General features: G+C 34.7%; 16 protein-coding genes. 5 read left to right on the forward strand and 11 right to left on the reverse strand.

The annotated features are described in order from the left end of the window. Positions 1-58: 58 nt before the first annotated feature. The 8 genes from QLQ95_RS07185 to QLQ95_RS07220 all read right to left on the reverse strand — a co-directional run bounded on the left by QLQ95_RS07185 (position 59) and on the right by QLQ95_RS07220 (position 14,951). Positions 59-1,639: a GH39 family glycosyl hydrolase gene (locus QLQ95_RS07185; RefSeq protein WP_482503205.1), complete on the reverse strand. Its 1,581-nt coding sequence runs from the start codon at positions 1,637-1,639 to the stop codon at positions 59-61. Between the two features lie 96 nt (positions 1,640-1,735). Then, entirely contained in the window at positions 1,736-3,742 is a 2,007-nt protein-coding gene (locus QLQ95_RS07190) for a glycoside hydrolase family 97 protein (protein ID WP_482503207.1), read from the reverse strand. Between the two features lie 263 nt (positions 3,743-4,005). Continuing rightward, a complete protein-coding gene (locus QLQ95_RS07195) occupies positions 4,006-6,405 on the reverse strand; it encodes a glycoside hydrolase family 31 protein (RefSeq protein ID WP_095928463.1) in 2,400 nt (799 codons plus the stop codon). 128 nt (positions 6,406-6,533) lie between these two features. Then, positions 6,534-9,020: a glycoside hydrolase family 2 TIM barrel-domain containing protein gene (locus tag QLQ95_RS07200; protein WP_095928464.1), complete on the reverse strand. Its 2,487-nt coding sequence runs from the start codon at positions 9,018-9,020 to the stop codon at positions 6,534-6,536. Positions 9,021-9,157: 137 nt separating this feature from the next. Further along, positions 9,158-10,027: a hypothetical protein gene (locus tag QLQ95_RS07205; protein ID WP_253251759.1), complete on the reverse strand. Its 870-nt coding sequence runs from the start codon at positions 10,025-10,027 to the stop codon at positions 9,158-9,160. Between the two features lie 18 nt (positions 10,028-10,045). After that, on the reverse strand, positions 10,046-11,626 hold the full coding sequence (locus QLQ95_RS07210) for a RagB/SusD family nutrient uptake outer membrane protein (protein WP_320495581.1): 1,581 nt from the start codon (positions 11,624-11,626) through the stop codon (positions 10,046-10,048). A 12-nt stretch (positions 11,627-11,638) separates the two neighbouring features. Continuing rightward, a complete protein-coding gene (locus tag QLQ95_RS07215; protein WP_482503210.1) occupies positions 11,639-14,728 on the reverse strand; it encodes a SusC/RagA family TonB-linked outer membrane protein in 3,090 nt (1,029 codons plus the stop codon). A 40-nt stretch (positions 14,729-14,768) separates the two neighbouring features. Beyond that, positions 14,769-14,951: a hypothetical protein gene (locus QLQ95_RS07220; protein WP_320495579.1), complete on the reverse strand. Its 183-nt coding sequence runs from the start codon at positions 14,949-14,951 to the stop codon at positions 14,769-14,771. A 389-nt stretch (positions 14,952-15,340) separates the two neighbouring features. Between QLQ95_RS07220 and QLQ95_RS07225 the strand changes: the two genes are divergently transcribed. The 5 genes from QLQ95_RS07225 (at position 15,341) to QLQ95_RS07245 (ending at position 21,014) form a co-directional block, all read left to right on the forward strand. After that, entirely contained in the window at positions 15,341-16,057 is a 717-nt protein-coding gene (locus QLQ95_RS07225) for an NUDIX hydrolase (RefSeq protein WP_095928468.1), read from the forward strand. Positions 16,058-16,092: 35 nt separating this feature from the next. After that, on the forward strand, positions 16,093-16,794 hold the full coding sequence (locus tag QLQ95_RS07230; protein WP_095928469.1) for an NUDIX hydrolase: 702 nt from the start codon (positions 16,093-16,095) through the stop codon (positions 16,792-16,794). A 162-nt stretch (positions 16,795-16,956) separates the two neighbouring features. Next, positions 16,957-18,753, forward strand: a complete 1,797-nt coding sequence (gene lepA, locus QLQ95_RS07235; protein WP_095928470.1) for a translation elongation factor 4 — start codon at positions 16,957-16,959, stop codon at positions 18,751-18,753. A gap of 94 nt (positions 18,754-18,847) precedes the next feature. Beyond that, positions 18,848-20,182, forward strand: a complete 1,335-nt coding sequence (locus QLQ95_RS07240; RefSeq protein ID WP_320495577.1) for a hypothetical protein — start codon at positions 18,848-18,850, stop codon at positions 20,180-20,182. Positions 20,183-20,396: 214 nt separating this feature from the next. Beyond that, positions 20,397-21,014: an outer membrane beta-barrel protein gene (locus tag QLQ95_RS07245; RefSeq protein ID WP_095928471.1), complete on the forward strand. Its 618-nt coding sequence runs from the start codon at positions 20,397-20,399 to the stop codon at positions 21,012-21,014. 91 nt (positions 21,015-21,105) lie between these two features. On the opposite strand, the gene QLQ95_RS07250 is transcribed toward QLQ95_RS07245, so the two are convergent. Genes QLQ95_RS07250 through QLQ95_RS07260 form a run of 3 tightly spaced genes read right to left on the reverse strand, consistent with a single transcriptional unit; the run spans position 21,106 to position 23,433 of the window. Beyond that, a complete protein-coding gene (locus QLQ95_RS07250) occupies positions 21,106-21,303 on the reverse strand; it encodes a hypothetical protein (RefSeq protein WP_095928472.1) in 198 nt (65 codons plus the stop codon). Between the two features lie 5 nt (positions 21,304-21,308). After that, entirely contained in the window at positions 21,309-22,700 is a 1,392-nt protein-coding gene (locus QLQ95_RS07255; RefSeq protein ID WP_482503214.1) for a radical SAM protein, read from the reverse strand. Further along, positions 22,690-23,433, reverse strand: coding sequence for a prolipoprotein diacylglyceryl transferase (locus QLQ95_RS07260; protein ID WP_095928474.1), 744 nt, complete (start codon positions 23,431-23,433; stop codon positions 22,690-22,692). Before QLQ95_RS07260 ends, QLQ95_RS07255 begins: the two co-directional genes overlap by 11 nt. Positions 23,434-23,591 lie beyond the last annotated feature (158 nt).

The following is a 23,591-nucleotide window of genomic DNA, read 5'->3' on the forward strand; positions in this document are numbered from 1 at the left end:
CACGCATCATCTTTAAATAACGTTAATACTATTTTTTATGTTTGTGGTTTTCTCTAAATTATTGTTTGATCAAATTCAGCATTACAACATCATTTTCGTTGATTTTGAATTCTCTGCCGAAAGTGCCTTTTCCGTCAATTGTAATTTTTTCTGTTGAAAGTGGTGCACCGTTATTTTTTTCTTTTATGGAATTTACCTGCTCTCTTGTTAACTGACTCGGTTTATTCATTGCCAGATAATCCGCGTAAGCGTCATTTACTTTGTAACCCACTTTATAAATTTCTAAAAGATATTTTCCTTTCTGCATTCCATCAATCTCCACTTTTATTTTTCCTTTTTCTTTTGATGGAAGGTCTTTTATGTAATAGGTTTGATTCAATTCTTTATCGCCGGGATGTGTATTGGTAAAATCCCATAATAAAACCTGAACATCACCTTTTTCATTTTTAGAAGTCCAAGAAGCTTTATCTGAATTTTGAAGTTCCGTTTCTCCCAATTTATTCATTAAATAATAAGAGAAATAAGCTGGCTTTTTAATTCCCTGCGTATTCAATAATCCGAAACCGCCGTGAAAAGGGGTAAATCTTGGTCCTGGTTCTTCAAAAATATCGGTAAAAACCCAATATGACATGGAGTTTGCCGCACTACCAACTTGTTTTATTTTTTGCAGAATATACGCTGCAGAATGATAACTGTCGTGAATTGGATCTGCTGGCGTATACGATGTGCTCCATTCCGTATAATGCAATTCCAAATTTGGTTTTACTGAAGCTGCAATTTGTTTTCTCGAATTTAAAATATCGCCGCTTACGCCGAATTCATCCTGACTTAAGATAGTTCCCGAAGTTCCAAATTCGTCCAGATATCCGTGTTTCACTCCGTAAGTATGTGTCGAAACAAAATCCATTGGAACATTATTTTTTGCACAAAAATCAATTGTTTCCGGAACCCATGCTGCTCCTGCTGTTGCTGGGCCGCCAACTTTGTATGCAGGATTTACGGCTTTTATGCCACGAGTTGCGTAATCGTATAATTTAAAATAATCTGCCTGCGTCCCTGTCCAAAAACCTGGGGATAAATTCGGTTCGTTCCAAACTTCAAAATACCAAGTTTTTACTTCTTCATCTCCGTAACGTGCTGCAAAATGTTGAGTTAGGTTTCGAACTAAATCTTCCCATTTTTTATAATCTTTTGGAGGCGTTACATTTCCTTTCCACCAAAAAATAGTTTCTTTTCCGCTTGCCAATGCATTAGGCATAAAACCTAATTCTACAAACGGTTTCATTTTCAGACTAACAATATAATCGAATAAAACATCAACATATTGGTAATTGTATTCTGGATTTCCTTTTTCGTCTTCGCGATAAACAGCCATATCATCAGACAATAAACCATGAAAACGAATGTATTTAAAATCGCATTCTTTTTTTACCAATGCCAATTGCTGCTGCCAATCTGCACGTAGTCCTTCGTTTGCTCTTCCTGCGCCGATGCATTCTTTAAACATGGTGTTTAATTTTCCAGCAGTTTTATTGAAATCTACTTTTATGATTCGATTTTCAGCATTATTGTTTTGTCCAAACAAAATGCTGTTGTTTAGAATTAATGAAATAAATAGTATTGCTGAAATTTTTTTCATTTGATAATAAATATTTATTTGATCACTGGAACAAAATCGTTGCGTTTAGTAAACCCGACAGGTTTTAAAAACCTGTCGGGTTTGGGAAATTAATAATTATAGCTTTTTAAATCTTACTGCTCCACCGCCAGCTCCGCCTAATTTCAATTGTAATTTATCTGAAGCTTTTACTGTTTTCTTAGAAATTGCTACTGCTTCTGGATTATGCGTTTGATCTGTTCCTTCAGCATCTACATAAATCTGTGCTTCGTAAGTTGCATTTGGATCTAAGAATGATAATGAAACCTCAACATTTCTTGGTTTTTCATTGGTCAAAGTTCCTAAATACCAATCAGCGCTGTTTCTGTCTTTTCTTGCTGTTGTAATGTATTCGCCAATTTTTCCTTCTAAGATTTTAGTGTCTTCCCAATCTGTTGGAACGTCTTTTAAGAATTGTAAAGCTGGTTTTCCTTCGTAATTTTCTGGAAGATCGGCCAGCATTTGAATTGGAGAATAAATTGTTACATACAATGCCAATTGCTGCCCAACGGTTCCTTGAATTCTTTTTCCTGGATAACCTTGTTTTACCTCAACATCAAATATTCCAGGTGTAAAATCCATTGGTCCAGAAAGTAATCTTGTAAATGGAATAATACTTAAATGGTTTGGCGGATTTCCTTCACTCCATGCGTTATATTCTTGTCCACGCGCTGCTTCTCTTGAAACCATGTTTGGGAAAGTTCTTCTTTCTCCTGTATCTTTGATTGATTCGTGGTATAAAACGGCTAGATCGTATTGTGCTGCTTTTTCTAAAATGTATCTGAAATAATTCACTCCAAATTGTCCGAAGTGCATTTGTTTCATATTCAATTTAGAACCCACGTGACCAATTTTTACCGTATGAATTCCTAGTTTTTTATATAAAGCAAAACCTTCATCAACTTCTTTTAAGTAGTTAATTAAGTTCGAACCTGTTTCGTGGTATCCTATTAATTCAATGTTCTTTTTCTTTCCGTATTCCACTACTTTTTCAAGGTCGAAATTGTCAGCGCTTTTCGTGAAGCTGAACATGTGCATACGGTTTTCATACCAGCCCGGCGTCCATCCTTTGTTCCATCCTTCGATCAATAAATGATTGAAACCTTCTTTTGCTGTAAAATCAATATACGTTTCTGCATTTTTGGTTGTAGCTCCTTGTTTGTCACTTTCCCAGAAAGTATATTTCCCGATGTGCATTCCCCACCAAATTCCTAAATATTTATAAGGTTTGAAATAACTTGCGGTATTTTTTAATTTGTTTGGTTCGTTTAGGTTTAGAACCAAATAAGAAGTAATCAATTCTCCTGGATTTTCTCCAATTTGAAGTGTTCTCCAAGATGAAGTAAACGTATCTTTTACGCGAACTTTTACTCCGTCAGGCCACGGCACTAAATCCGATTTTAATTCGGTTCCTTTTGTGTTAACCAAAGTCATACTTGCAAAATCAATTAGATTTGCTTCGTGAAAACTTAAAGCCAATCCGCTTTTACTTTCAATTGTTAATGGAGTTAAAACGGTGTCCAAAGTACTTACCGGCGCATCTTTGAAAAGATATTCGTCGCGGTTTTCTCTGTTTGCTGGAATCCACCATGCTTTTCCGTCTTCTTTTAAGTTAAAAGTTGTTTTTTCGTCCGTAATAAAAATACTGTCTTTTACATTTTGTTTTGGATAAACATATCTAAAAGCCACTCCGTCATCAAAAGCACGAAACTGAATTTGTAACTTTCTTTTGTTTCCTGTTTTTTGCTGTAAATCGACTACCAATTGATTGTAGTGATTTCTAATATTTTTCTTTTCTCCCCAAACTTGTTCCCAAGTTTCGTCAAACGTAGAAGTTTTGGCTCCTTTAATTTCAAAATTTGAACTTAAGTCTTCATTTCCTTTCAATACAAATCCCATATCAGACGGAGAAATCACTTCTGATTTTCCGTGAGAAACGGCGTATTTTGGAGCATTTTTTACTAACTCAAATTTGATGGTATTCTTTCCGTTTGGCGATGCCAATTCGTAAGCGTTTTTCGCTTTTTGACTGTAGCCAACTGCTATTGAAAACAGTACGGCTGGGAGAATTAGGTAGTTTTTCATGTTTTTTGGTATTATATTTTTCTTGCCGCTGACTTAAAGGATTTTTATTTTTCTCTCGCAGATTTGGCAGATTGCTTCGCCTGTTCGCTATCGCTTGAGTGAGCTGATTTTAAAAAATTAAAAAAAATCTGCATGATCTGCTAAATCTGCGCGAGTAATAATCTCTTTAATCTCTGCAATCTGTGGCTATTTTTTTGCCACGAATTGCACCAATTTCCACGAATTAAATCTGTGCAAATTCGTGTAATTCGTGGCTAACTTTTTTATTTTGCCCACTCCGTTTTAAAAGTGGTTTTTCCGTTTAGTGGATTTGCTGCTACTTCAAAATTGTTTCCAGTTTTATTCACTTTTATTTCTTGTACTGCATCGCCTTCTGGTAAAAATACTTTGGCTGTAGCCGAAGTCATTTTATCGCTTGCAAATACTTTTAAAGTCAATTTGCTCCAATCCATATCTTTTGTAGACTGCGCTAAACCAATGTGTGGAATTGCAGTTCCGTCTTTAATTAAAACTACGATTGGCACTTCGCCCGCTTTAATTTTATGCCAGCCCGATTGGTACACTTTTTTAGTTTGGTAATCAATCCACGTTCCTTCTGGAAGATAAACGTCTCTTTCTTCAACTTCTTCAAAAAGTGGTGCAACCAACATGCTTGAACCAAATAAATATTGATTATCTACCAACCAAGCCCCCGGATCGTTTGGATATTCTACAAAAAGAGCACGCATCATTGGCAATCCTTTTTGAGAACTTTCTTTTGCTTGAGCGTAGATATATGGCATTAATTCGTAACGCATATTATCTGCTTTTCTAAATCCTTCCAAGAAATCTTTACTATACAACCAAGGTTCGCGAGGCGGTTCTCCGTGGCTTCTTACGTGTGAAGTCAGCATTCCGAATGGTGTCCATCTTCTATAAATATTTTCAGGAGATTTTGTAGCAAATCCTCCAACATCATGACTCCAAAAACTGAATCCGCTAAGACCTAAAGAAAGTCCGCCGCGTAATTCTGCAGACATAGCACCGTTTGTCGTTTCAGAATCTCCTCCCCAATGCAAAGGATAACGTTGTGATCCTGCCCAAGTACTTCTTGCCCAGATTAAAGTATATCCTTTTTCTTTTTGAGTGATTTCTGCAACCGCTTTATTGTAACGTAATGGATATAAATTATGCTCGTAGAAACCTGTTCTTCCAGAATGATAAATTCCGTCTGGCGGAGCTGCTTCTCCAAAATCTACTTTGAAAACTGCTACGCCTTCATCAAATAATTTTTTCAATTTTCCTTGATACCAAGTTACCGTTTCTGGATTTGAGAAATCTAAAACGGCATCTTCGTACGGAAGATTTCCTTTTCTGTCTCTTACGGCTAAGTTTTTATCCATGATTTCAGGGAACAAAGTATTCTTTGGCGTGAAATAAGGCAACTGCCAAAGACAAACTTGGAAACCGTCTTTCTTTAAATCAGACATCATTTTTGTGGCATCTGGGAAACGAGATTTTGCAAACTCATAATTGTTTCTCCAATCTACATCAAACCAGCCTGTATCAAAGTGAATAACATCGGTTGGGATTTTGTATTTACGTAAATCTCTGGCTACTTCTCTTCCTTCTTTTTCTGAGAAATAAGTGATTCTACTCATCCAAAAACCGAAAGACCAAAGCGGTGGCATTGCAGCCTTTCCTGTCAAATTAGTGTATTGATCTAATATCTCTTTTGGTTCTCCGATGAAGAAAAACAAATCGGCTTCGTCGTCTCCAATGTACATTTCGTTGGCACTTGAAAAATACTTTCCAAAGTCCACTGTAATTGGCGTTGAATGATGCATGAAAACTCCGTAACCACGGCTGCTCATGTAAAACGGAATCGGTTTGTACATCGTTTCATTTTGGATTCCGTTAGCGTCATCCGTCCATAAAACTACTTTTTGTCCTCGTTTGTTGAATTGTGTGAATGATTCACCGCAACCAAATATTTTTTCGTCTGGTTCTAAACTGAACGCCGCGCCCATACTTCTTGAATAATCACTATTTCTGCGAACGTAAGAAAACGGAAGCGTTGGTGTGTATGTGTTTTTAAAATCAGTATCGTGAAGTGTGCTTGTCAGCAGTTTTCCTTTTTCATCGTAGATTTTTACGTGCCAAGGTTTTGTCAAGATTTCAACTCTTCCGTGTTTGCTTGTATAACTGTGACCACCTTCAATTTTAGCATATTTCCATAATTCTGGGTGATTTGGTGCAACGCCGTCAATCAGCATTAGAGATTCCTTCTGCGGATGAAATTGCGGGCCAGAAGTTGTTTTGATACGAACTGTTCGATCTGAAACAAACTGAATTTCGAATGGCAAAACAGGAGATTCTGCATATTCTGTTGTTGGAAATTCGTTTGCTTTTTCCACATCTGGTTTCATCATCATGTTGTTGAAAGCCTGACGTGTTTTATAATTGTATCTCAAATATTTGATGGTTCCTTTTCCCGTTGCGGGATCAAAAGAAGCCAATTCGTCTGCGAAATAAAAAGTATTCAGATAGTTCTGAAAATCTTTACTTATATCTATTGGAGCATTTAATACATCTGCATTTTGGATTTGAGCATTAGCATTTGGAACTGCCAAAAATCCAAACATAAGAGCAGAAAATAATGCGGTTAGTTTTGAGTTTTTCATTGGTTAATAATGTAGATGTTAGTTCTCCTACAAGGTTTTCAAAACCTTGTAGGTCTTTACTTTTTTTACTTATTTAAAATATTATATATACCTACAAGGTTTTGAAAACCTTGCAGGAACTTGACTTCTTATTCTGTTGTAATTACAATTGTAGCTTGTTTTAAGCCATTCGCTTTTGCGGTTAATTCTAATCTTCCAGATTGATCGCCAGATTGTACAATAACCAAACATTTTCCAGCCAAAGCGGTGTGTTTATTTCCTTTATACGATTCGTGGCTAACTGGATCTCCGCTACAAACCCCAACGATTTTTCCATTTCCTTTTAAAGAGAAATTAATTTCGTTATTCGCATTTGGTGCAATCGTTCCTTTATCATCTAAAATATCAACTGTAATAAATGATAAATCGTTTTTATCTGCTTTAATGGTACTTCTATCCGCAGTCAGTTTCAATTGAGATGGATTTCCAGCGGTTTTAATTTCTTTTTCTAAAACCACTTTTCCGTCTTTACGAGAAATGGCTTTTAAAGTTCCAGCTTCAAAAGGAATTCTCCACATTACGTGTAAATCGTCTCCTTTTTTACTTCTTTTTCCAACTGATTTTCCGTTTACAAAAAGTTCAACCTCATCGGCTTTATTGTAGTATGCCCAAACATCAACAGTTTGTCCTGGTTTCCAGTTCCAATGCGGAAAAATGTGCAAAACCGTTTTGTCTGTCCATTCGCTTTGGTACATATAATACACGTCTTTCGGGAAACCGGCTAAATCAACAATTCCGAAATAGGAACTTACCGATGGCCATTCGTAAGGTGTTGGTTCTCCAATATAATCGAAACCTGTCCAAACGTACATTCCTGCCAAGAAATCATGTTTTTTAATAATTTTCCAAGTCGCTTCATGCGTAGATCCCCAAGGCGTTTGCACCTGATCGTAAGCTGAAACAGTATTTCCAGGGTTTCCTTCTGTAAATTTAAGATCCCATCTTACTGGCCATTTTTTGATAGTATCTGAAACGGCATCGTAATATCCTCTTGTCTGTAAACCTGAAGTGGTTTCAGTTGCAATGAAAGGAGTATTTGGGAAGTTCTTCAAATGATGTTCGAATGTTTGATGTGCATAATTGTATCCGATTAAATCTAAAACTCCAGATCCTGCAAGCGGATTAATCGATACCTCTTTTTTCTCAAATTGTAAAGTCACGGCATCAATATTCATGTTTACTGGCGGATTCATTCCTGCAGTCAAAGGACGTGTTTTATCGTATTGACGCGTAATTGCGGCCAATTCTTTAGCAATTTCAACACCTGTTTCACTCCATTGTTCTGGAATTTCATTTCCGATACTCCACATAAAAATGCTAGCATGATTTCGGTCGCGTAACAATTGATCGATTAGATCTTGTTTGTGCCATTTATCCCAATCGTTTCCGTAATCGTATTTGGTTTTGGTTTGTTTCCACATATCAAAAGCTTCATCCATGACAATGAAACCCATTTTATCGCAAAGTTCTAAAAGTTCTGTAGCAGGCGGATTATGAGAAGTTCTGATTCCGTTTACGCCCATTTCTTTCAAAATCTCCAACTGACGTTCGATGGCACGCGTGTTGATCGCAGACCCCAACGGTCCTAAATCATGATGCATACAAACCCCTTTTATTTTGACTTGTTTTCCATTCAAAATAAAACCTTTGTTCAAATCGAATTTAAAATCTCTGATTCCGAAAGTGGTTTTGTATTGATCGATGATTTTATCGTCAAGCGAAATTTCGGTAACTGCTGTGTATAGTTCTGGGTTTTCATCTGACCATAAAATCGGATTTTCAACTTCTGTCGATTGATTCAGCGTTTGGTTTTCGTTGGCGTTGATTGTTATATCTTGAGTAACGGATGTTACTTTTTTGTCTTCTTTAAAAATAGTGGTTGTTACCGTTGCTTTTTTACTTGCTGCATATTGATTTTTAATTGTCGTTTCAATACTTACAGAAGCTTTTTCGGCCGTAACTTTTGGAGTTGTAATATACGTTCCCCATTGTCCCACATGAAGTTTATCTGTGGTTTCGATCCAGACATTTCTAAAAATTCCTGAACCCGAATACCAGCGTGAATTGGGTTGTTTTGAATTGTCAACCTTAACAATGATTTCGTTGTTTTTGTCTCCGTAATTTAAATAAGGTGACATGTCATATTGAAAACCAATATATCCGTTTGGACGTTTTCCTAAATAATGACCGTTTATCCAGACTTCGCTGTTTCTGTAAACACCGTCAAAAGTGATTGAAGTAATTTTTGTGCTGTTTTCTGCAGCTACTTTGAATGTTTTTTTGTACCAGCCCAAACCGCCATTTAGAGATCCTCCACCATAACCGCCAGGACTTTTTTCATCAAATTTTCCTTCGATGCTCCAATCGTGAGGGACGTCTAAAGTTCTCCATTTTGTCGAAGTTCCAATAGTGTCTTTATCAGCAATACTGTCATTAAGATGAAAACTCCAATCTGCATTAAAAGAAACTTTTCGGTTTACAAATGCATCTTCTTTTTTTGCACAAGAATTCAAGAAAAGAACTCCGGCTGCAACTGCCCATAAACTTATGTTTTTTATGTTTTTAATAATATGCATGGGTACTTTTTTGTTTTTTGGAATTTGAAGATAGAAATAAAAATCGATTTCATTTATTCCTACCCAAAATAATTTAAGTCTCAGTCTTAAAGCACATTATAAATGTATTTAAAACTGAGACTTCAAAACTAACTAACTTATGATTTTGGAACTAAATGATAGATCAAATAATCATTATCTGCTCTAATAGCTATAAAACATAAACTTGTATCGGTAAGTTCAACAATTTTTACATTGGTAAAACTAAATGATGGACTAAAGTAACTTGGTTCATTTGGATGAAGCATTTCTGTTCCTCCGTTAAACGAAATTCTATCATTTGTTTCGCCAGTTGTAAGACTAAAATTGAATGTTCCTACTTTGGTTGTTTTTTGTGTGTTTCCTAAAGTTGGGTTGGTTTGTGTTACTGAAACATTATAACCTCCATTAAGATCAAATGTAATTTCTCCCCAATCTTTATTTTCTAGACCAGCCCAAGAAATATCAGATAGATTTGGCCACCAACCTGGTCCACTTACTTCTCTGTTTACATAACTAGGAGTGTTTCCAATAAATTCCAATGGAGCAGTCATATACAAAACCCAAGTTTTTCCAGCTTGTCCGTTGGTCAATTTTTCCCATCTTGGATCACTAAAGAAAGCATCATCATTCTCTGGAACGTCTACAGTTACTGGCGCAGCTTCTACAGATCCACCTCTAACAAATGCTGTGTAGTAAATAGTATACTTTCCTGCAAAAGGGAAATTTACTTTATCGTCACTTTTGTTAGAATGCCCAAGTTCATTTCCGTTTCCGTCAACATATCTCCAAAATGGAATTACAGTTGGATCATCATTCTTTAAAACTACTTCATTCTTTTTTGCTGCATTTTGAGTTATCGAGAACTCAAGTGTTTCTGGCGTAAGCGTTACTGCCGGAAGGCTTTCACGATCCTCAGTTGCTTCACAAGAAAATAAAAACGAACTGATAGTTACAGCCGCTAATATTATATATAATATACGTTTCATAATCAATTTGTTTAAATGTTAATTCCAACCTGGATTTTGTTGAATAGTACCATTTGAAAGTACTATTTGCGACTGTGGCAATGCGAACCAACCTAGAGTTTCTGGTCTAAAAGTAACTGCAAATTGAGAATCTCCAGTCGTGTTATCAATAGCGGATTTCATTGCTGGCATACCTTGTCTGATTAAATCAAAATAACGTAATCCTTCTAATGCCAATTCTAAACGACGCTCTTCCATAATAACCGCTTTAGTTACAGGAATTCTATGCGTAGTACTCTTGAAAGCACGATCACGAACTCGGTCTAAATCTGCTTGTGCTAAAGCTGCATTTCCTTCCAAATTTAATTCGGCAGCCATTAATAAAACATCGGCAAAACGAATAATAGCATAATCCTGATAGTTATCAATTTGGAAGTTTCCTCCATTTGCTTCAACAACTGCTGTTCCTGCCGCATTAGTAATTGGACAGTATTTTTTCCAAGAATATCCTGTGTATTGACGTTGTTCTCTAGCTTGTGGATCAAAATTTAAACCTTCACCAACATAATCAATAAATGATGCTGCTTTTCTACTATCGCCAGATTCATATGCTTGAACCAATTTTGGATTCACTGTTGCTCCTCCCCATCCTGTTGCATATTTTCCAATTGAACCTCCACGTGGTGCAATGTTTACTTGAAAACGGTTTCCTTCGTGAAGATCCCAATTTCCTTTACCTGAACCATTAAAACGAACAGCCCAAACCATTTCTGTATTATCTTCTCCAGCAAAGTTTTCGAAAGAAGCGGCTAACCAAAGATTAGCAAAATCGGCAACTAGTCCGTGGCCACTGTTATTTACAGCATCATTGATATATGTTACAGCTTGTGCTTTGGTAACTACACCTGCTAAATCTGTTTTGCTATAAGCTCCTGTGTAAAACAAAAATGTTCTAGCCAAATACGCTTCTGCTGCCCATTTTGTAATACGTCCGTAGTTTGCATTTCCTGCTTGCGAGTAATTTTCAGGACCTAAGTTGTCTGCTGCAAATTTTAAATCGTTTGCAATTAAAGCATAAGTAACTTCTGGAGCTTGTCTTGGCAATTCAAATTCGCTTGTTGTTACGGTATGGTCTAGCGGAACAATATCTCCAAACATTTTTGCCGCTTGGAAATGAAAGTGTGCTCTTAAGAAACGAGCTTCTGCTTCGTAACGTGTTTTCAAAGCGGTATTAGATCCCCAGTTTACTTTGTCTAAGTTTTCTAATAAAACGTTAGCTCTGTAAATACCAAGATAAGAGTTTGTCCATGTTAGAGCGTTCATATCTTTATCTGTAGTATATTGAAAGCGGTCCCATTGCAAATCTACTGTTGGATCTGCAATACCGAATCCTCCAAAACAGTTGTCAGATGCCTGCTCACTTACGATCAATTGTGTACCATAAGCTTCTCTTTGCAATACGTCATAAACTGCTACTAAACCTTCAAAAGCATCAGATGGAGTTTTATAGAAATTCTCCGTTACTTTATCTGTATATGGTTCGTTTTCTAAAAAATCTTCCGAGCAAGAGCCTAAAACAAGTAAGCTTGAAAGAGCAAATAATTTTATATATGTTTTCATCGTTTTCAAAAATTAAAAGTTAACATTCAGACCCATTAAATAGGTTCTTGGCTGAGGATAATATCCAACATCAATACCTTTAGCCCAAGACTGATTTACGTTTCCGAAACCAATTTCTGGATCCATTCCTTTGTACTTTGTGAATGTATAAATGTTATTTCCTGCAACATACAATCTGAATTTGCTGAAGAAACTAAGTTTTGTTGTCAGCTTTGTTAAATCACATCCGATTGTAGCATTTTTAATTCTGAAGAAATCTGAGTCCTGAATATACAAATCAGAGAATTTAGTATAGTTACCATTATCATCTGTTCCGTATGTAACTCTCGGAATTCGGTTAGAAGTTCCTTCAGTTGTCCATCTTCCTAACACCTCTGTTGTGTTGTTTGTGTACGCACGAGTATAATCGTGAACTCCAAAAACGTTTTGTCCTCCAGCGATACCGTAAGTATTAATAGAGAAATCAAAAGCTTTGTATGATAATTCTAAGTTAACCCCGTAATTAATATCTGGATTTGGATCACCAATTTGAGTTTTATCGTTTGCATCGATTTTTCCGTCACCGTTTAAGTCTACGAAACGAACGTCTCCTGGCTGTGCATTTGGCTGAACACCTGCTGCAACTTCAGTAGCATTTTGGAAAATTCCGTCTGTTTTTAATCCGTAGAAATAGCCCATTGGTTTTCCAACCTCAACACGGTTCATCTCGTCTAAACCTTGAAATAATACGTTTGATTCTCCATGAATGATTCCTTCGTTGTTAGCAATTTTCAACACTTCGTTTTGGTTACGAGAAAGGTTTGCATTGATAGCAAAATTCCAATCTTTTCCAAAACGTGTACGGTAAGATAAACCAATTTCAAAACCTTTATTGCTTACATCTCCACCATTAATATATGGTGCAGTTGCTCCAGCATAAGTTGGAATAGAGGCCAATACTAACCAATCTTTAGTTTTCTTGTCGTAGTAATCAAAAGTTAAAGTAAAGTTGGTGAACAAAGTAGCATCAAAACCTAAGTCTAACTGCTCAGAAGTTTCCCATTTTAAGTTACGGTTTGCTAATTGGTCTGGGCTTGAACCTACTAAAAGAGTTTCGTCACCAGTTCCGAAATGATATGTTTTATCTGTTGAATTTACAGTAGACATATAAGCAAATCTTCTAGCAAATTGATCGTTACCATTTTGTCCCCAGCTTGCTCTTAATTTGAATGTATTTAAAACTTTGTTTTCTTTGAAGAAAGCTTCTTTATCTAAATTCCATCCTGCAGAGAACGATGGGAAAATAGCATATTTGTTATCTGGACCAAATTCTGATGAACCGTCACGACGAACTGTTGCAGAGAATAAGTACTTGTTATTGTAATCGTACAATAAACGTCCGAAGTAAGACTGAATCGCATAATCTTTACGATTTCCTTTTACCACATTTGATGTCGGATCTTTTGCATTATCTAAATAAGCGTGCTCGAAATCATCAAAAATTAAGTTTCTTCCTTGCCCTTCCATATAATCAGAAGTATTCTTTTTAGCAGAAGTACCCACTAACACATCAAAATTATGAGAATCAGCAATGTTGAATTTGTATTGAAGTGTGTTTTCAAAAATCCATCCTAACGATTTTGTCGCGCTTTGAGTTACGCTAGAAACTGTATTATTATCATTTGAAGAAAGCGAATAAACTGGTCTAAAAGAACGGTAATTGCTATCTGTCATATCAACACCATAACTAGTTCTGAAAGTAAAGTTTTTTGCAAATTTTAATTCCGCAAAAATGTTACCTACATAACGATTTGTTTTAGTCTGATTAAAGTTGTTGTAGTATAAAGATCCAACTGGGTTGCTGATATCTTGAGAAATAATAGAACGTGCAAAATCTCCATTTTCGTCATAAGCCTGATCAATTGGAGCAGCATTTAAGAAAGATCTAATTGCGTTGCTGTAAATACCATCATCTGCAACACCACTAGATTTGATATTTGATAAAGTGAAGTTTTCACCAATTTTCAAATATCCTTTAATAACTTCAGAAGTCGAGTTTACTGAAAAAGTAACGCGATCGTATTGAGATTGGTTAGTAGATCCTCCAATCATACCTTCTTGTCCGTAGTAAGATAAACCAGTTGCAATGGTAGATTTTTCGTCACCTCCCGTAATCAAAAGGGAGTGATTTTGTTTCATTGCGCCTTCGTTAAATAAATCTTTCTGCCAATCATGATCAGGAAATGCAGCAATTTGCTCTTTAGTATATAATGGCGCATATCCAGAATTTACACGAGCCTCATTCATTATTGTTGTATACTCTTGTGTATTCATCAAATCCAGTTTTTTAGCAATCTGCTGAAAACCTGTATAAGAACTGAAAGACACATTCATTTTACCATCTTTTCCTTTTTTTGTTGTAACCAAGATAACTCCGTTTGCGGCTCTTGCTCCGTAGATAGAAGCTGCAGAAGCATCTTTCAAAACGTCAACCCTTTCAATTACCGAAGGATCAAGGTATCCAATTCCGTTATCCACTACTACACCATCAACCACATAAAGCGGATCACTGTTTCCTGCTGTACCTGCTCCACGAATATTTACCACCATATTCGCACCTGGCTGTCCAGAAGATGAAGTTACCGAAACCCCAGAAGCTTGACCTTGTAAAGCATTTACAACATCAAGACTCGCAACCTGCTGAATGTCTTTTCCAGACACCAAAGAAGTTGCCGCAGTATTTACTTTCTTCTTTTGAGTACCGTAACCGATTACTACAATTTCTTTAAGTTCTGAAGTTTCTGGATTCAAAATGACATTGATAACTTTTTGAGTTCCAACCGTGATATTCTGCGATTTGAAACCTACAAAAGTGATTACCAAAACATCTCCTGTTTTAGCCTCCACTTTATATTTTCCATCAAAATCGGTAACAGTACTCGATTTTGTTCCCTGTACTTGTACAGTTGCTCCTGGAACGCCAAATCCGTCTTCGGAAGAGGTAATTGTCCCACTTACAGTTTTGGATTCTTGAGCAAATCCAAACTGCATCATAAATACGCTAAGCAGCACCGCCATAAAATATGGAAGCTTTGTTGTTTTAATACAATTTTTGCTTTTCATAATAAGAATTGATTAAGTTTAAGTTATAGTTAGTGTTTTTTTACCCTAGGAGAAATCCGGAAAAACTTCCCAAGCAGGTCATGCCAAAAAAGAGGGCCTGAATCTCTTTTCCAACATTTAGTACTTGCAGACTATAAACAACTTTAAAATCGATTCTTTGGGCAAAATCTGATGATGGTAATCTCATCAAAAAGCGATTTAAATCAATTTCTAAAAAAAACATTTGTGGTAAGTTTAAGTTAAGTGTAGTTTTGTTCTTTTTTACTTATAGTCAATTTGAATTTATCTTATGGTAAATTTGACTACAAGTGTAAAACAAATTTTCTATATTAACAAAATATTAGGGTTATTTTTTTTCGATTCTGATTAATCCTAATCCATTTTTATTAATGTTGTAAAATCTGAACAAGAATTGAAATAAAAAATATAAAAAAATCAACGTTTTATAAAATTGACAATCAGTCGTTTAAGAATTAATTTAAAAAGAACGCTTTTTTAGCACATTCTTAAACGACTGATTATCAAAATTTTGTTTCGTTAAAAAAAATATAAGGCTTTCAAAAAGGTTACTAATGATTTTATTTATTTAATTTGTCAAAATTTATCTCATATATGGTTGAAAATGTAGACGACAAAACTGCTTCAAAAAATGAAAACAGTGCGATGAATGCCATCACAATTGACTGTGTCATTTTTGGATTTGACAAAGGCAGTCTTGAAGTACTTTTGGTACAACACGCCGAAGGTATCAGTAAAGGGAAATGGGGACTTCCAGGTGGATGGATTTATAAAAAAGAAAGCACCGACAATGCCGCTCATCGGTTATTGAATGAGCTTACGGGTCTTGACAATATTTATCTGGAACAATTGAAAGCATTTGGAGATCCAGATCGTTTTCCGCTGCGACGCGTTATTACGATTGGGTATTATGCTCTTGTAAAAAGAGAAGATTATAACATTAAAGCAGGTTTTACAGCTTCTGATGCGAAATGGTATAAAATCAATGAAATTCCAGATTTGATTTATGACCACAACGAAATTCTTGATTACAGCATAAAACATCTTAGAAATAAAGTGCGCCAGACACCGATTGGTTTTAATCTATTACCCGAAAAATTCACTTTATTACAATTGATGCATTTGTATGGAGAAATTTTAGGAATCGAAATGGACAAACCCAACTTTAGAAGAAAAATTCTTCATATGAAACTGCTGGTTGCATTAGACGAAAAGCAGCAGGATGTATCGCACAGAGCAGCTCAACTGTACAAGTTTGATCCAGAAATCTATGAAAAACTCACTGAAAAAGGATTCAATTTTGAATTCTAATTTTCAATACACAATACTAACACCACAACAACAAATTGACTGAAATAACTACTAACCAACACAAACCAGCAGTAGACGGAATCACGATTGACTGTGTTTTCTTCGGATTTAACAAAGAGAGTCTCGAAGTGCTCTTGGTGCAGCATGCAGAAGGAGAAAGTAAAGGCAAATGGGGACTTCTTGGCGGATGGCTTCAAATAGACGAAAGTGCAGATAATGCTGCCCAACGAATTTTACAAGAACTTACTGGTCTCGAAAACATCTATTTGGAACAATTAAAAGCCTTTACAAATCCGCAGCGTGTTCTGGAAAGACGTGTGGTTACCATTGGTTATTATACTTTGGTCAATAGAGAAGATTATAATATTAAAGCCAGTTTAAAGGTTTTTGAAGCAAAGTGGTTCAAAATAAACGAAATTCCTGAGCTGATTTTTGACCATAACGAAATTCTTGATTTCAGTTTATTGCAATTGCGAAATAGAGTTCGTCAGGCTCCAATTGGTTTTAACCTTCTTCCAGAAAAATTTACTTTATTGCAATTAATGCATTTGTACGAAGAAATTCTTGGAATCGAATTGGATAAATCTAATTTTAGACGAAAAGTGCTTCACATGAAACTTTTGACTGCATTGGATGAAAAGCAAAAAGACGTTTCGCACAGAGCTGCCAAACTTTATAAATTTGATCCCGAAATGTATAAGAAATTAACAGAAAAAGGATTCAATTTTGAATTTTAATATCATTTTTGATTCTTTCCAATCAACTATCCAACATCAAGATTCCAGAATCCAAAACTTTGCGCTATCTTTGCGCCTTAATAACATGCTTTAAAGCAATTGCTTTAGGCTGTTTTACACCCAAAAAATACTAAAACTCGTTATAGAGAACTGATATATAAAATGAAGAAGATACGTAACTTTTGCATTATTGCACACATTGACCACGGTAAAAGTACATTGGCAGACAGATTACTAGGCGCAACACAAACCGTTACAGCTCGTGAAGAAAAAGCACAATTGCTTGACAACATGGATCTGGAGCGCGAGCGTGGAATTACCATTAAGAGTCATGCCATCCAGATGGAATACAAATACAAGGGTGAAGAATATATCTTAAACTTAATTGATACTCCTGGGCACGTTGACTTTTCATACGAAGTTTCAAGATCAATCGCTGCCTGCGAAGGTGCGCTTTTGATTGTTGATGCAGCTCAAAGTATTCAAGCACAAACGATTTCAAACTTATACTTAGCTCTTGAAAACGACTTAGAAATTATCCCAGTTTTAAACAAGGTCGATTTGCCAAGTGCTAATCCAGAAGAAGTTAGTGATGATATTATCGATTTACTAGGTTGTAAATTGGAAGATATTATTCACGCATCTGGAAAAACTGGTTTTGGTGTTGAGAACATTCTTGCCGCTATTATCGAAAAAATTCCTGCTCCAAAAGGAAATCCAGAAGAACCATTACAAGCTTTAATTTTTGACTCGGTTTACAATCCGTTCCGCGGAATTGAGGTAATCTTTAGAGTTGTAAATGGTGAAATCAAAAAAGGCCAGAAAATTAAATTCATGGCTACTGATAACGAATATTTTGCTGACGAAATTGGAACTTTAAAATTAAATCAGGTTCCTAAAAATGTAGTTTCGGCAGGAGATGTTGGTTATTTGATTTCTGGAATTAAAGAAGCTCGTGAAGTAAAAGTTGGTGATACGATTACAGATGCAAAGGTACCAACTACCAATATGATTACTGGTTTTGAGGATGTAAAACCAATGGTATTTGCTGGTATTTATCCTGTTGATACAGAAGATTACGAAGATTTACGTTCTTCAATGGAAAAATTACAATTGAATGACGCTTCATTAGTTTTTACTCCTGAAAGTTCTGCGGCATTAGGATTTGGTTTCCGTTGCGGATTCTTAGGAATGCTTCACATGGAAATTATCCAGGAACGTTTAGAGCGTGAGTTCGACATGACTGTAATTACAACAGTTCCTAACGTTTCGTATTTGGCTTACACCAAAAAACATCCCGAAACAGCGTTAATTGTAAACAATCCTTCAGATTTACCAGAGCCTTCAAAACTGGATAGAGTTGAAGAGCCATATATTAAAGCTACTATTATTACAAAATCTGACTTTGTTGGAAACGTAATGAGTTTATGTATCGAAAAACGTGGTTTAATTACCAACCAAACTTATTTAACAACAGAACGTGTTGAATTGAATTTTGATATGCCTTTGGCAGAAATTGTATTCGATTTTTACGATCGTTTAAAAACGGTTTCTAAAGGTTATGCTTCTTTCGATTACTCTCCAATTGGAATGAGAACTTCGAAATTAGTTAAATTGGACGTTCTTTTGAATGCTCAGACAGTTGATGCACTTTCTGCATTGATTCACGAAGACAACGCTTACAATATCGGTAAAAAAATGACCGAGAAATTACGTGAACTTATCCCAAGACAGCAATTCGACATTCCGATTCAGGCTGCAATTGGAGCCAAAATTATCGCTCGTGAAACGATTAAGGCACTTCGTAAAGACGTTACTGCAAAATGTTATGGTGGAGATATTTCGCGTAAGCGTAAACTTCTTGAAAAACAGAAAAAAGGTAAAAAACGTATGCGTCAGGTAGGAAACGTAGAGATTCCGCAAGAAGCGTTTATGGCTGTTTTGAAATTGAATGATTAGACTTTAGTATTAAGATTTTAGTACTAAGTATTAAGATAGAACCCAATGACGAAAGTTGTTGGGTTTTTTGTTTATTTTTGATTAAAAAGTATTTATGGAAGTAATTAGTGGTGAAGAATTTCAAACAATGCTTTACTCAAATGTCGAGAATACAATTTCTAGTTTTATCGTAGAAAGTAGCACTCCTTTAAATATTGATTTAGAAAAAGTCGACTTATTTATTACTTTTTCAAACCTAGAGTTCAAAGGAAAAAACATACATTTTAATAATCACAAAAAAGAATGCATACACCGATTTAGATTTGAAAAGTGTTTATTTGAATCAAACGTATTTATAGAAAGCTCCTTTGATGATCTTTCATTTATATCTAACACTTTTAATTGCGATAAATTTCACATAAGTAAATCAAATATTAATGTTTTAGAGTTTACAAATGATGAATTTGCTTTTCCCAACATTAAGCCAAATATTTTCAAAAAAGGAAACTTCAATATCTATAATTGTAATTTCAATTCTATATTTTGGCTAAAAAATGTTCAATTTATAAAAGGTGCATCTTTTGATATAAGTAGTGTTAATTTTAATGATGGATTTTATTTTGATTCTATTTCACTAGACCAAATAGTGTTTTATAATTGTAATTTTTCCAACGAATTTAGATGCGATTCTCTTTACAATAACGCGCAATTTCGAGAATGTACTTTTTCAAGTCTTACCAATTTTATAAGTTACTCAAATTCAAACTTATCATTTCTAAATTTTGAGTCGTGTAACTTTTTAAAATTAACAAAATTCAATAACTATCATGTTCATTCACTTAGACTTGAAGATACAACATTCTCAGATAAAGTTTCCTTTCAAGAATCTAATTTTGATATCATTAAAATTGAAAGAAGTATTTTCGAAAAAACAGTTTGGTTCGACGGAATTCAAATCAATCAATTTTATAATTGTGATAGAAAAACGCTTAGAATAATAAAGAGGGAATTAGCTAGTTCTCATAATCAAATTGATTATCTAAGATTTAAAGCCTATGAACTAAAAGCATATAAGAGCGAAGTAGACAAAAACAATCTAAACAGGAAGGATGCTCTAATTTTATATTTTAATGAAGAATCCAATAATTTTGGGTTAGATTGGACAAAAGGACTTTTTTTTATTTTTCAATGGAGTTATCTTTTTTACATTTTTTACATCATCTCATATTCATATTATGTTACTGATATCAATTGCATCCCAAAAATTGATACTTTTTTAGTCAATTATTTGAAATTTCTAAATCCATTCTCTTTTCTAAAAGCTCCAATTGAAGATTCTGAAAATTACTTTTTACCTTTTCTATTTTTTATGTTCGGCAAAATATTTATTTCTTTTGGAATTTATCAAACAGTACAAGCATTTAGAAAATTTGGTGTAAATGGCGGATAAGAAAACCTATTTGATACAGACAATAGACTAGCCCGATGACGAAAGTTGTCGGGTTTTTTGTTGGCTTTTTGTTAGCAAAATTACAAAGTCATTCCCTACAAAAACATTGAAATATTAACTCTAAAAATCCTTTTTTAACCCATTCGAGTAAACTCAAGGCCATTTCATGACAGAAAATGTATTTTTAATCTTACAACTTTAACATTACAAGACTATGAAAACCAAATTTTCTGTTATTTTAGCACTATTCGCATTCTGCTTTGCAAACGCTCAACAAGACCAGGTTGATGCAGAAATGAATTCTGCGAAAGGCGTCACTTTTCAAAAGGGTGATATGTTTTTAGAAGGATCTATCAAAATTAGTACCGGCGGAGACGCAGACTATTATGGCTTTAGCCCAAAGTTTGGCTATTTGTTAAATGATAAATTTGCTGTTGGAGCTAAATTAAATTACTCAAGTAACAAAGTAGAAACCACTCAAGTAGAAACAAATGTATTTGGGATTGGTGCTTTTGCTCGTTACTATTTCTTAGAATTAGACAAAAAACGCTTTAAAACTTACGCTGAAGTTGGTTTGGGTTACGGAAGAAACAAAACTGATATACCGCAAGTGGGCAGCGATACCGACAACAGTTTAACAGCTGATATTAATGTTGGTTTAAATTACTTTGTAACCAAAAACATTGCTGTTACTTTCGTTCTTGCAAATGTTTTGGCTTACAATAGCGTTTCTCCAGAAAATGGTCCGTCGTCTGATACTTTTCAATTAAATATCAATTTATTTGAAAACATTTTCGATCAACCTCAATTTGGAGTTTTGTATAGATTTTAATTTTTTTTTTGCGATTTAACAATCGGAAAGCTGTTTCAATTTGGAACAGCTTTTTTTATTGCCAATTAATTCTATTGGTTTTGGATTTTTCTTATGACAGAAGTGTTCCGCATATTCCTAATCCAATAATGAGATATAATGCTCCAATAATAAAACAAACTTTTGCTCCATTGGGACTATTTTTCTTAACTGCAAAACCGATAATGGTCATTAAAATTGGTGGGCCAACCATAATCGCTACAAAAATTGCGACCAAACCACTTAAATTACCTACTTCTAGTGCTGTCATATTCTTTATATGTTAGTTCTTAATTCTTCTAATCTTTTTACTTTATCGTCTCTGTAAAACAAATTCATGGTTTCAAAAGGAATTATTTTATTATCCTTATTGACAATATGTACGCATGATTTTTTTATTGCTCTCACATCAAAATTATAGGCATCAATAAACTGCATGATAATAATTCTAAACAGATTGTCATATCCTAATTCTGGTGCATCAATATTAGGAAGGCAGCATAATATCGATTTCAAGTTTTCTTGTGCTACTTCTACAGAATTTCCTGTGCTAAACAAATCTATCATTTTACCTCGAAGCACTTCATCCTGCTCATAAATAATAGTATTTTTACTATTGTCCAATAAATCATTTGGATTAATATATCTCGTTAACGGGAAAACTTCGTCTCCTAACTTCAACGCATAACCCATTACTAAAGCATCAGGATTACAGGGAACAGGAAGTAAATCATCAGAATTAAAAACAGTCGTTTGCTCCAGGATTTTTCTTCTTACTTCTGTTAATGTCATGCGATCGGTTTCTAGGTTAAAGTTCTCCAATCTACCCGCTATTTGAGTCGGCTGAAATGTAACCCCTCGAACGCATTTTTGCTTTAGTGCAAACTCAACAATTTTACCAATTTCATGATCGTTTAATCCTTTTTGAAGCGTAACAACCAAAGTGGTAGATAAATTAACTTCATTTAGATTTTCTAAAGCCTGTTTTCTTATTTCACTTAAATCGGCTCCACGCAATTCCTGCAATACACTATCTTCAAAAGAATCAAACTGAAGATAGATTTCAAAATCTGGAGCATAGCTTTTTAGCCTCTGAACGAATTCTTTGTCTTTTGCAATTTTAATTCCGTTTGTGTTTAGCATTAAATGCTTTATCGGAATTGATTTTGCATAATCCAAAATTTCAAAAAATTCAGGATGTATGGTTGGTTCTCCTCCGCTAATCTGCACTACATCGGGTTCTTTTTCGTTTTTAACAACCGTATCGAGCATTGCTTTTATTTCTTCGAGAGTTCTGTGTCTACCATAACTAGGTGATGAACCGGCATAACAAGTCGGACATGTCAGATTGCAGCGATCTGTAACTTCAACAACTGTGAGGCAAGAATGCTGTTCATGATCTGGACACAAACCACAATCGTACGGACAACCATAATGCGTTTTTGTATTAAAAGTATACGGCATCTCAGATGGTTTATTGTAGTTTCGGATATTCTTGTAATACTGAATATCGTCCGCAATCAAAACCTTAGAGCTTCCGTGTTCCGGGCATCTTTTAAGCATGTAGACATTCTCGTCTTCAAAAACAATTTTAGCATCAATTCTCTTTAAGCATTTTGGACAAAGGCTTAATGTAAAGTCATAATAAGTATATTTTCTAACTGGCATTTTTTACAAATAAATTTAAAATTGTTTTGTTATAATAGAGCAGACAAATCAAACATAAAATCTGAATCGAACTTATTCCAAAAATCAGGAAATAATTGGGTTTCAGAAATTCTACAAAAAAGCGAAATGCAAAATAGGCAATCATAAAATACTGAAATATAAGTCCGTTTTTTATATTTCTGCTTTTTAATTTCTTGAGAACAAAAAACAAAATGATCAGAAAAATTAATTCGTACAAGGCAATTGGATGCCTCATAATATTGTCGCCAAGATTCATCCCAGTAAAAAAGTTTGTTTCTTTTCCATATGTAAACTCATTGGTTCCAGATAAAAAACAGCCTATTCTTCCTATAAAAATTCCTAGAATAATCGGAAAGGTAAATAAATCACCCGATGACTCTTTTTCTCCTATAATCTTCTTAGCAATTTCAACGCCTAAAAGTCCGCCAAACAATCCTCCCATAATGGTCTTCGCATTGAAGAGTTCTAAAATTGATCTTGCATCAAGATGAAAAACAGGATTTTCTAGAAAACCCATAATTCTAGAACCCAAAAAAGCTCCAATTGCAGCTCCCAATATAATAGATAATCTATTGGAAGAAACAATAGTATCATTGGTTCTTTTTCTCAAAAAAACATAATAACGATATCCTAAAAAAAATGCCAGATATTCTAAAACTAAATGGATACTGATTTCATAACCAAAAATAACCGGCTCAAAAGGAAACTTCATTTTTTACGCTAAGATTTAATACTATAATTCTGTAAAGATGCAAAAAAATGTTTAAATTCATTTGACTTATAAAGTAAAAGCTGTTCTAGTTTAGAACAGCTTTTTTTATTCTCTTTACTTTTTACATTTGTATCTTTGAATTAGCAAAAGACTTAGAG

Source organism: Flavobacterium sp. B330r (assembly GCF_056824325.1).

What these genes read in the sequence shown, in the direction of transcription:
- QLQ95_RS07240 (WP_320495577.1), top strand. Translation starts at nt 18,848, where the DNA reads ATGGAAGTAATTAGTGGTGAAGAATTTCAAACAATGCTTTACTCAAAT.
- QLQ95_RS07245 (WP_095928471.1), top strand. Translation starts at nt 20,397, where the DNA reads ATGAAAACCAAATTTTCTGTTATTTTAGCACTATTCGCATTCTGCTTT.
- QLQ95_RS07260 (WP_095928474.1), bottom strand. Translation starts at nt 23,433, where the DNA reads ATGAAGTTTCCTTTTGAGCCGGTTATTTTTGGTTATGAAATCAGTATC.
- QLQ95_RS07185 (WP_482503205.1), bottom strand. Translation starts at nt 1,639, where the DNA reads ATGAAAAAAATTTCAGCAATACTATTTATTTCATTAATTCTAAACAAC.
- QLQ95_RS07200 (WP_095928464.1), bottom strand. Translation starts at nt 9,020, where the DNA reads ATGCATATTATTAAAAACATAAAAAACATAAGTTTATGGGCAGTTGCA.
- QLQ95_RS07215 (WP_482503210.1), bottom strand. Translation starts at nt 14,728, where the DNA reads ATGAAAAGCAAAAATTGTATTAAAACAACAAAGCTTCCATATTTTATG.
- QLQ95_RS07220 (WP_320495579.1), bottom strand. Translation starts at nt 14,951, where the DNA reads ATGTTTTTTTTAGAAATTGATTTAAATCGCTTTTTGATGAGATTACCA.
- QLQ95_RS07210 (WP_320495581.1), bottom strand. Translation starts at nt 11,626, where the DNA reads ATGAAAACATATATAAAATTATTTGCTCTTTCAAGCTTACTTGTTTTA.
- QLQ95_RS07255 (WP_482503214.1), bottom strand. Translation starts at nt 22,700, where the DNA reads ATGCCAGTTAGAAAATATACTTATTATGACTTTACATTAAGCCTTTGT.
- lepA (WP_095928470.1), top strand. Translation starts at nt 16,957, where the DNA reads ATGAAGAAGATACGTAACTTTTGCATTATTGCACACATTGACCACGGT.
- QLQ95_RS07225 (WP_095928468.1), top strand. Translation starts at nt 15,341, where the DNA reads ATGGTTGAAAATGTAGACGACAAAACTGCTTCAAAAAATGAAAACAGT.
- QLQ95_RS07190 (WP_482503207.1), bottom strand. Translation starts at nt 3,742, where the DNA reads ATGAAAAACTACCTAATTCTCCCAGCCGTACTGTTTTCAATAGCAGTT.
- QLQ95_RS07205 (WP_253251759.1), bottom strand. Translation starts at nt 10,027, where the DNA reads ATGAAACGTATATTATATATAATATTAGCGGCTGTAACTATCAGTTCG.
- QLQ95_RS07250 (WP_095928472.1), bottom strand. Translation starts at nt 21,303, where the DNA reads ATGACAGCACTAGAAGTAGGTAATTTAAGTGGTTTGGTCGCAATTTTT.
- QLQ95_RS07195 (WP_095928463.1), bottom strand. Translation starts at nt 6,405, where the DNA reads ATGAAAAACTCAAAACTAACCGCATTATTTTCTGCTCTTATGTTTGGA.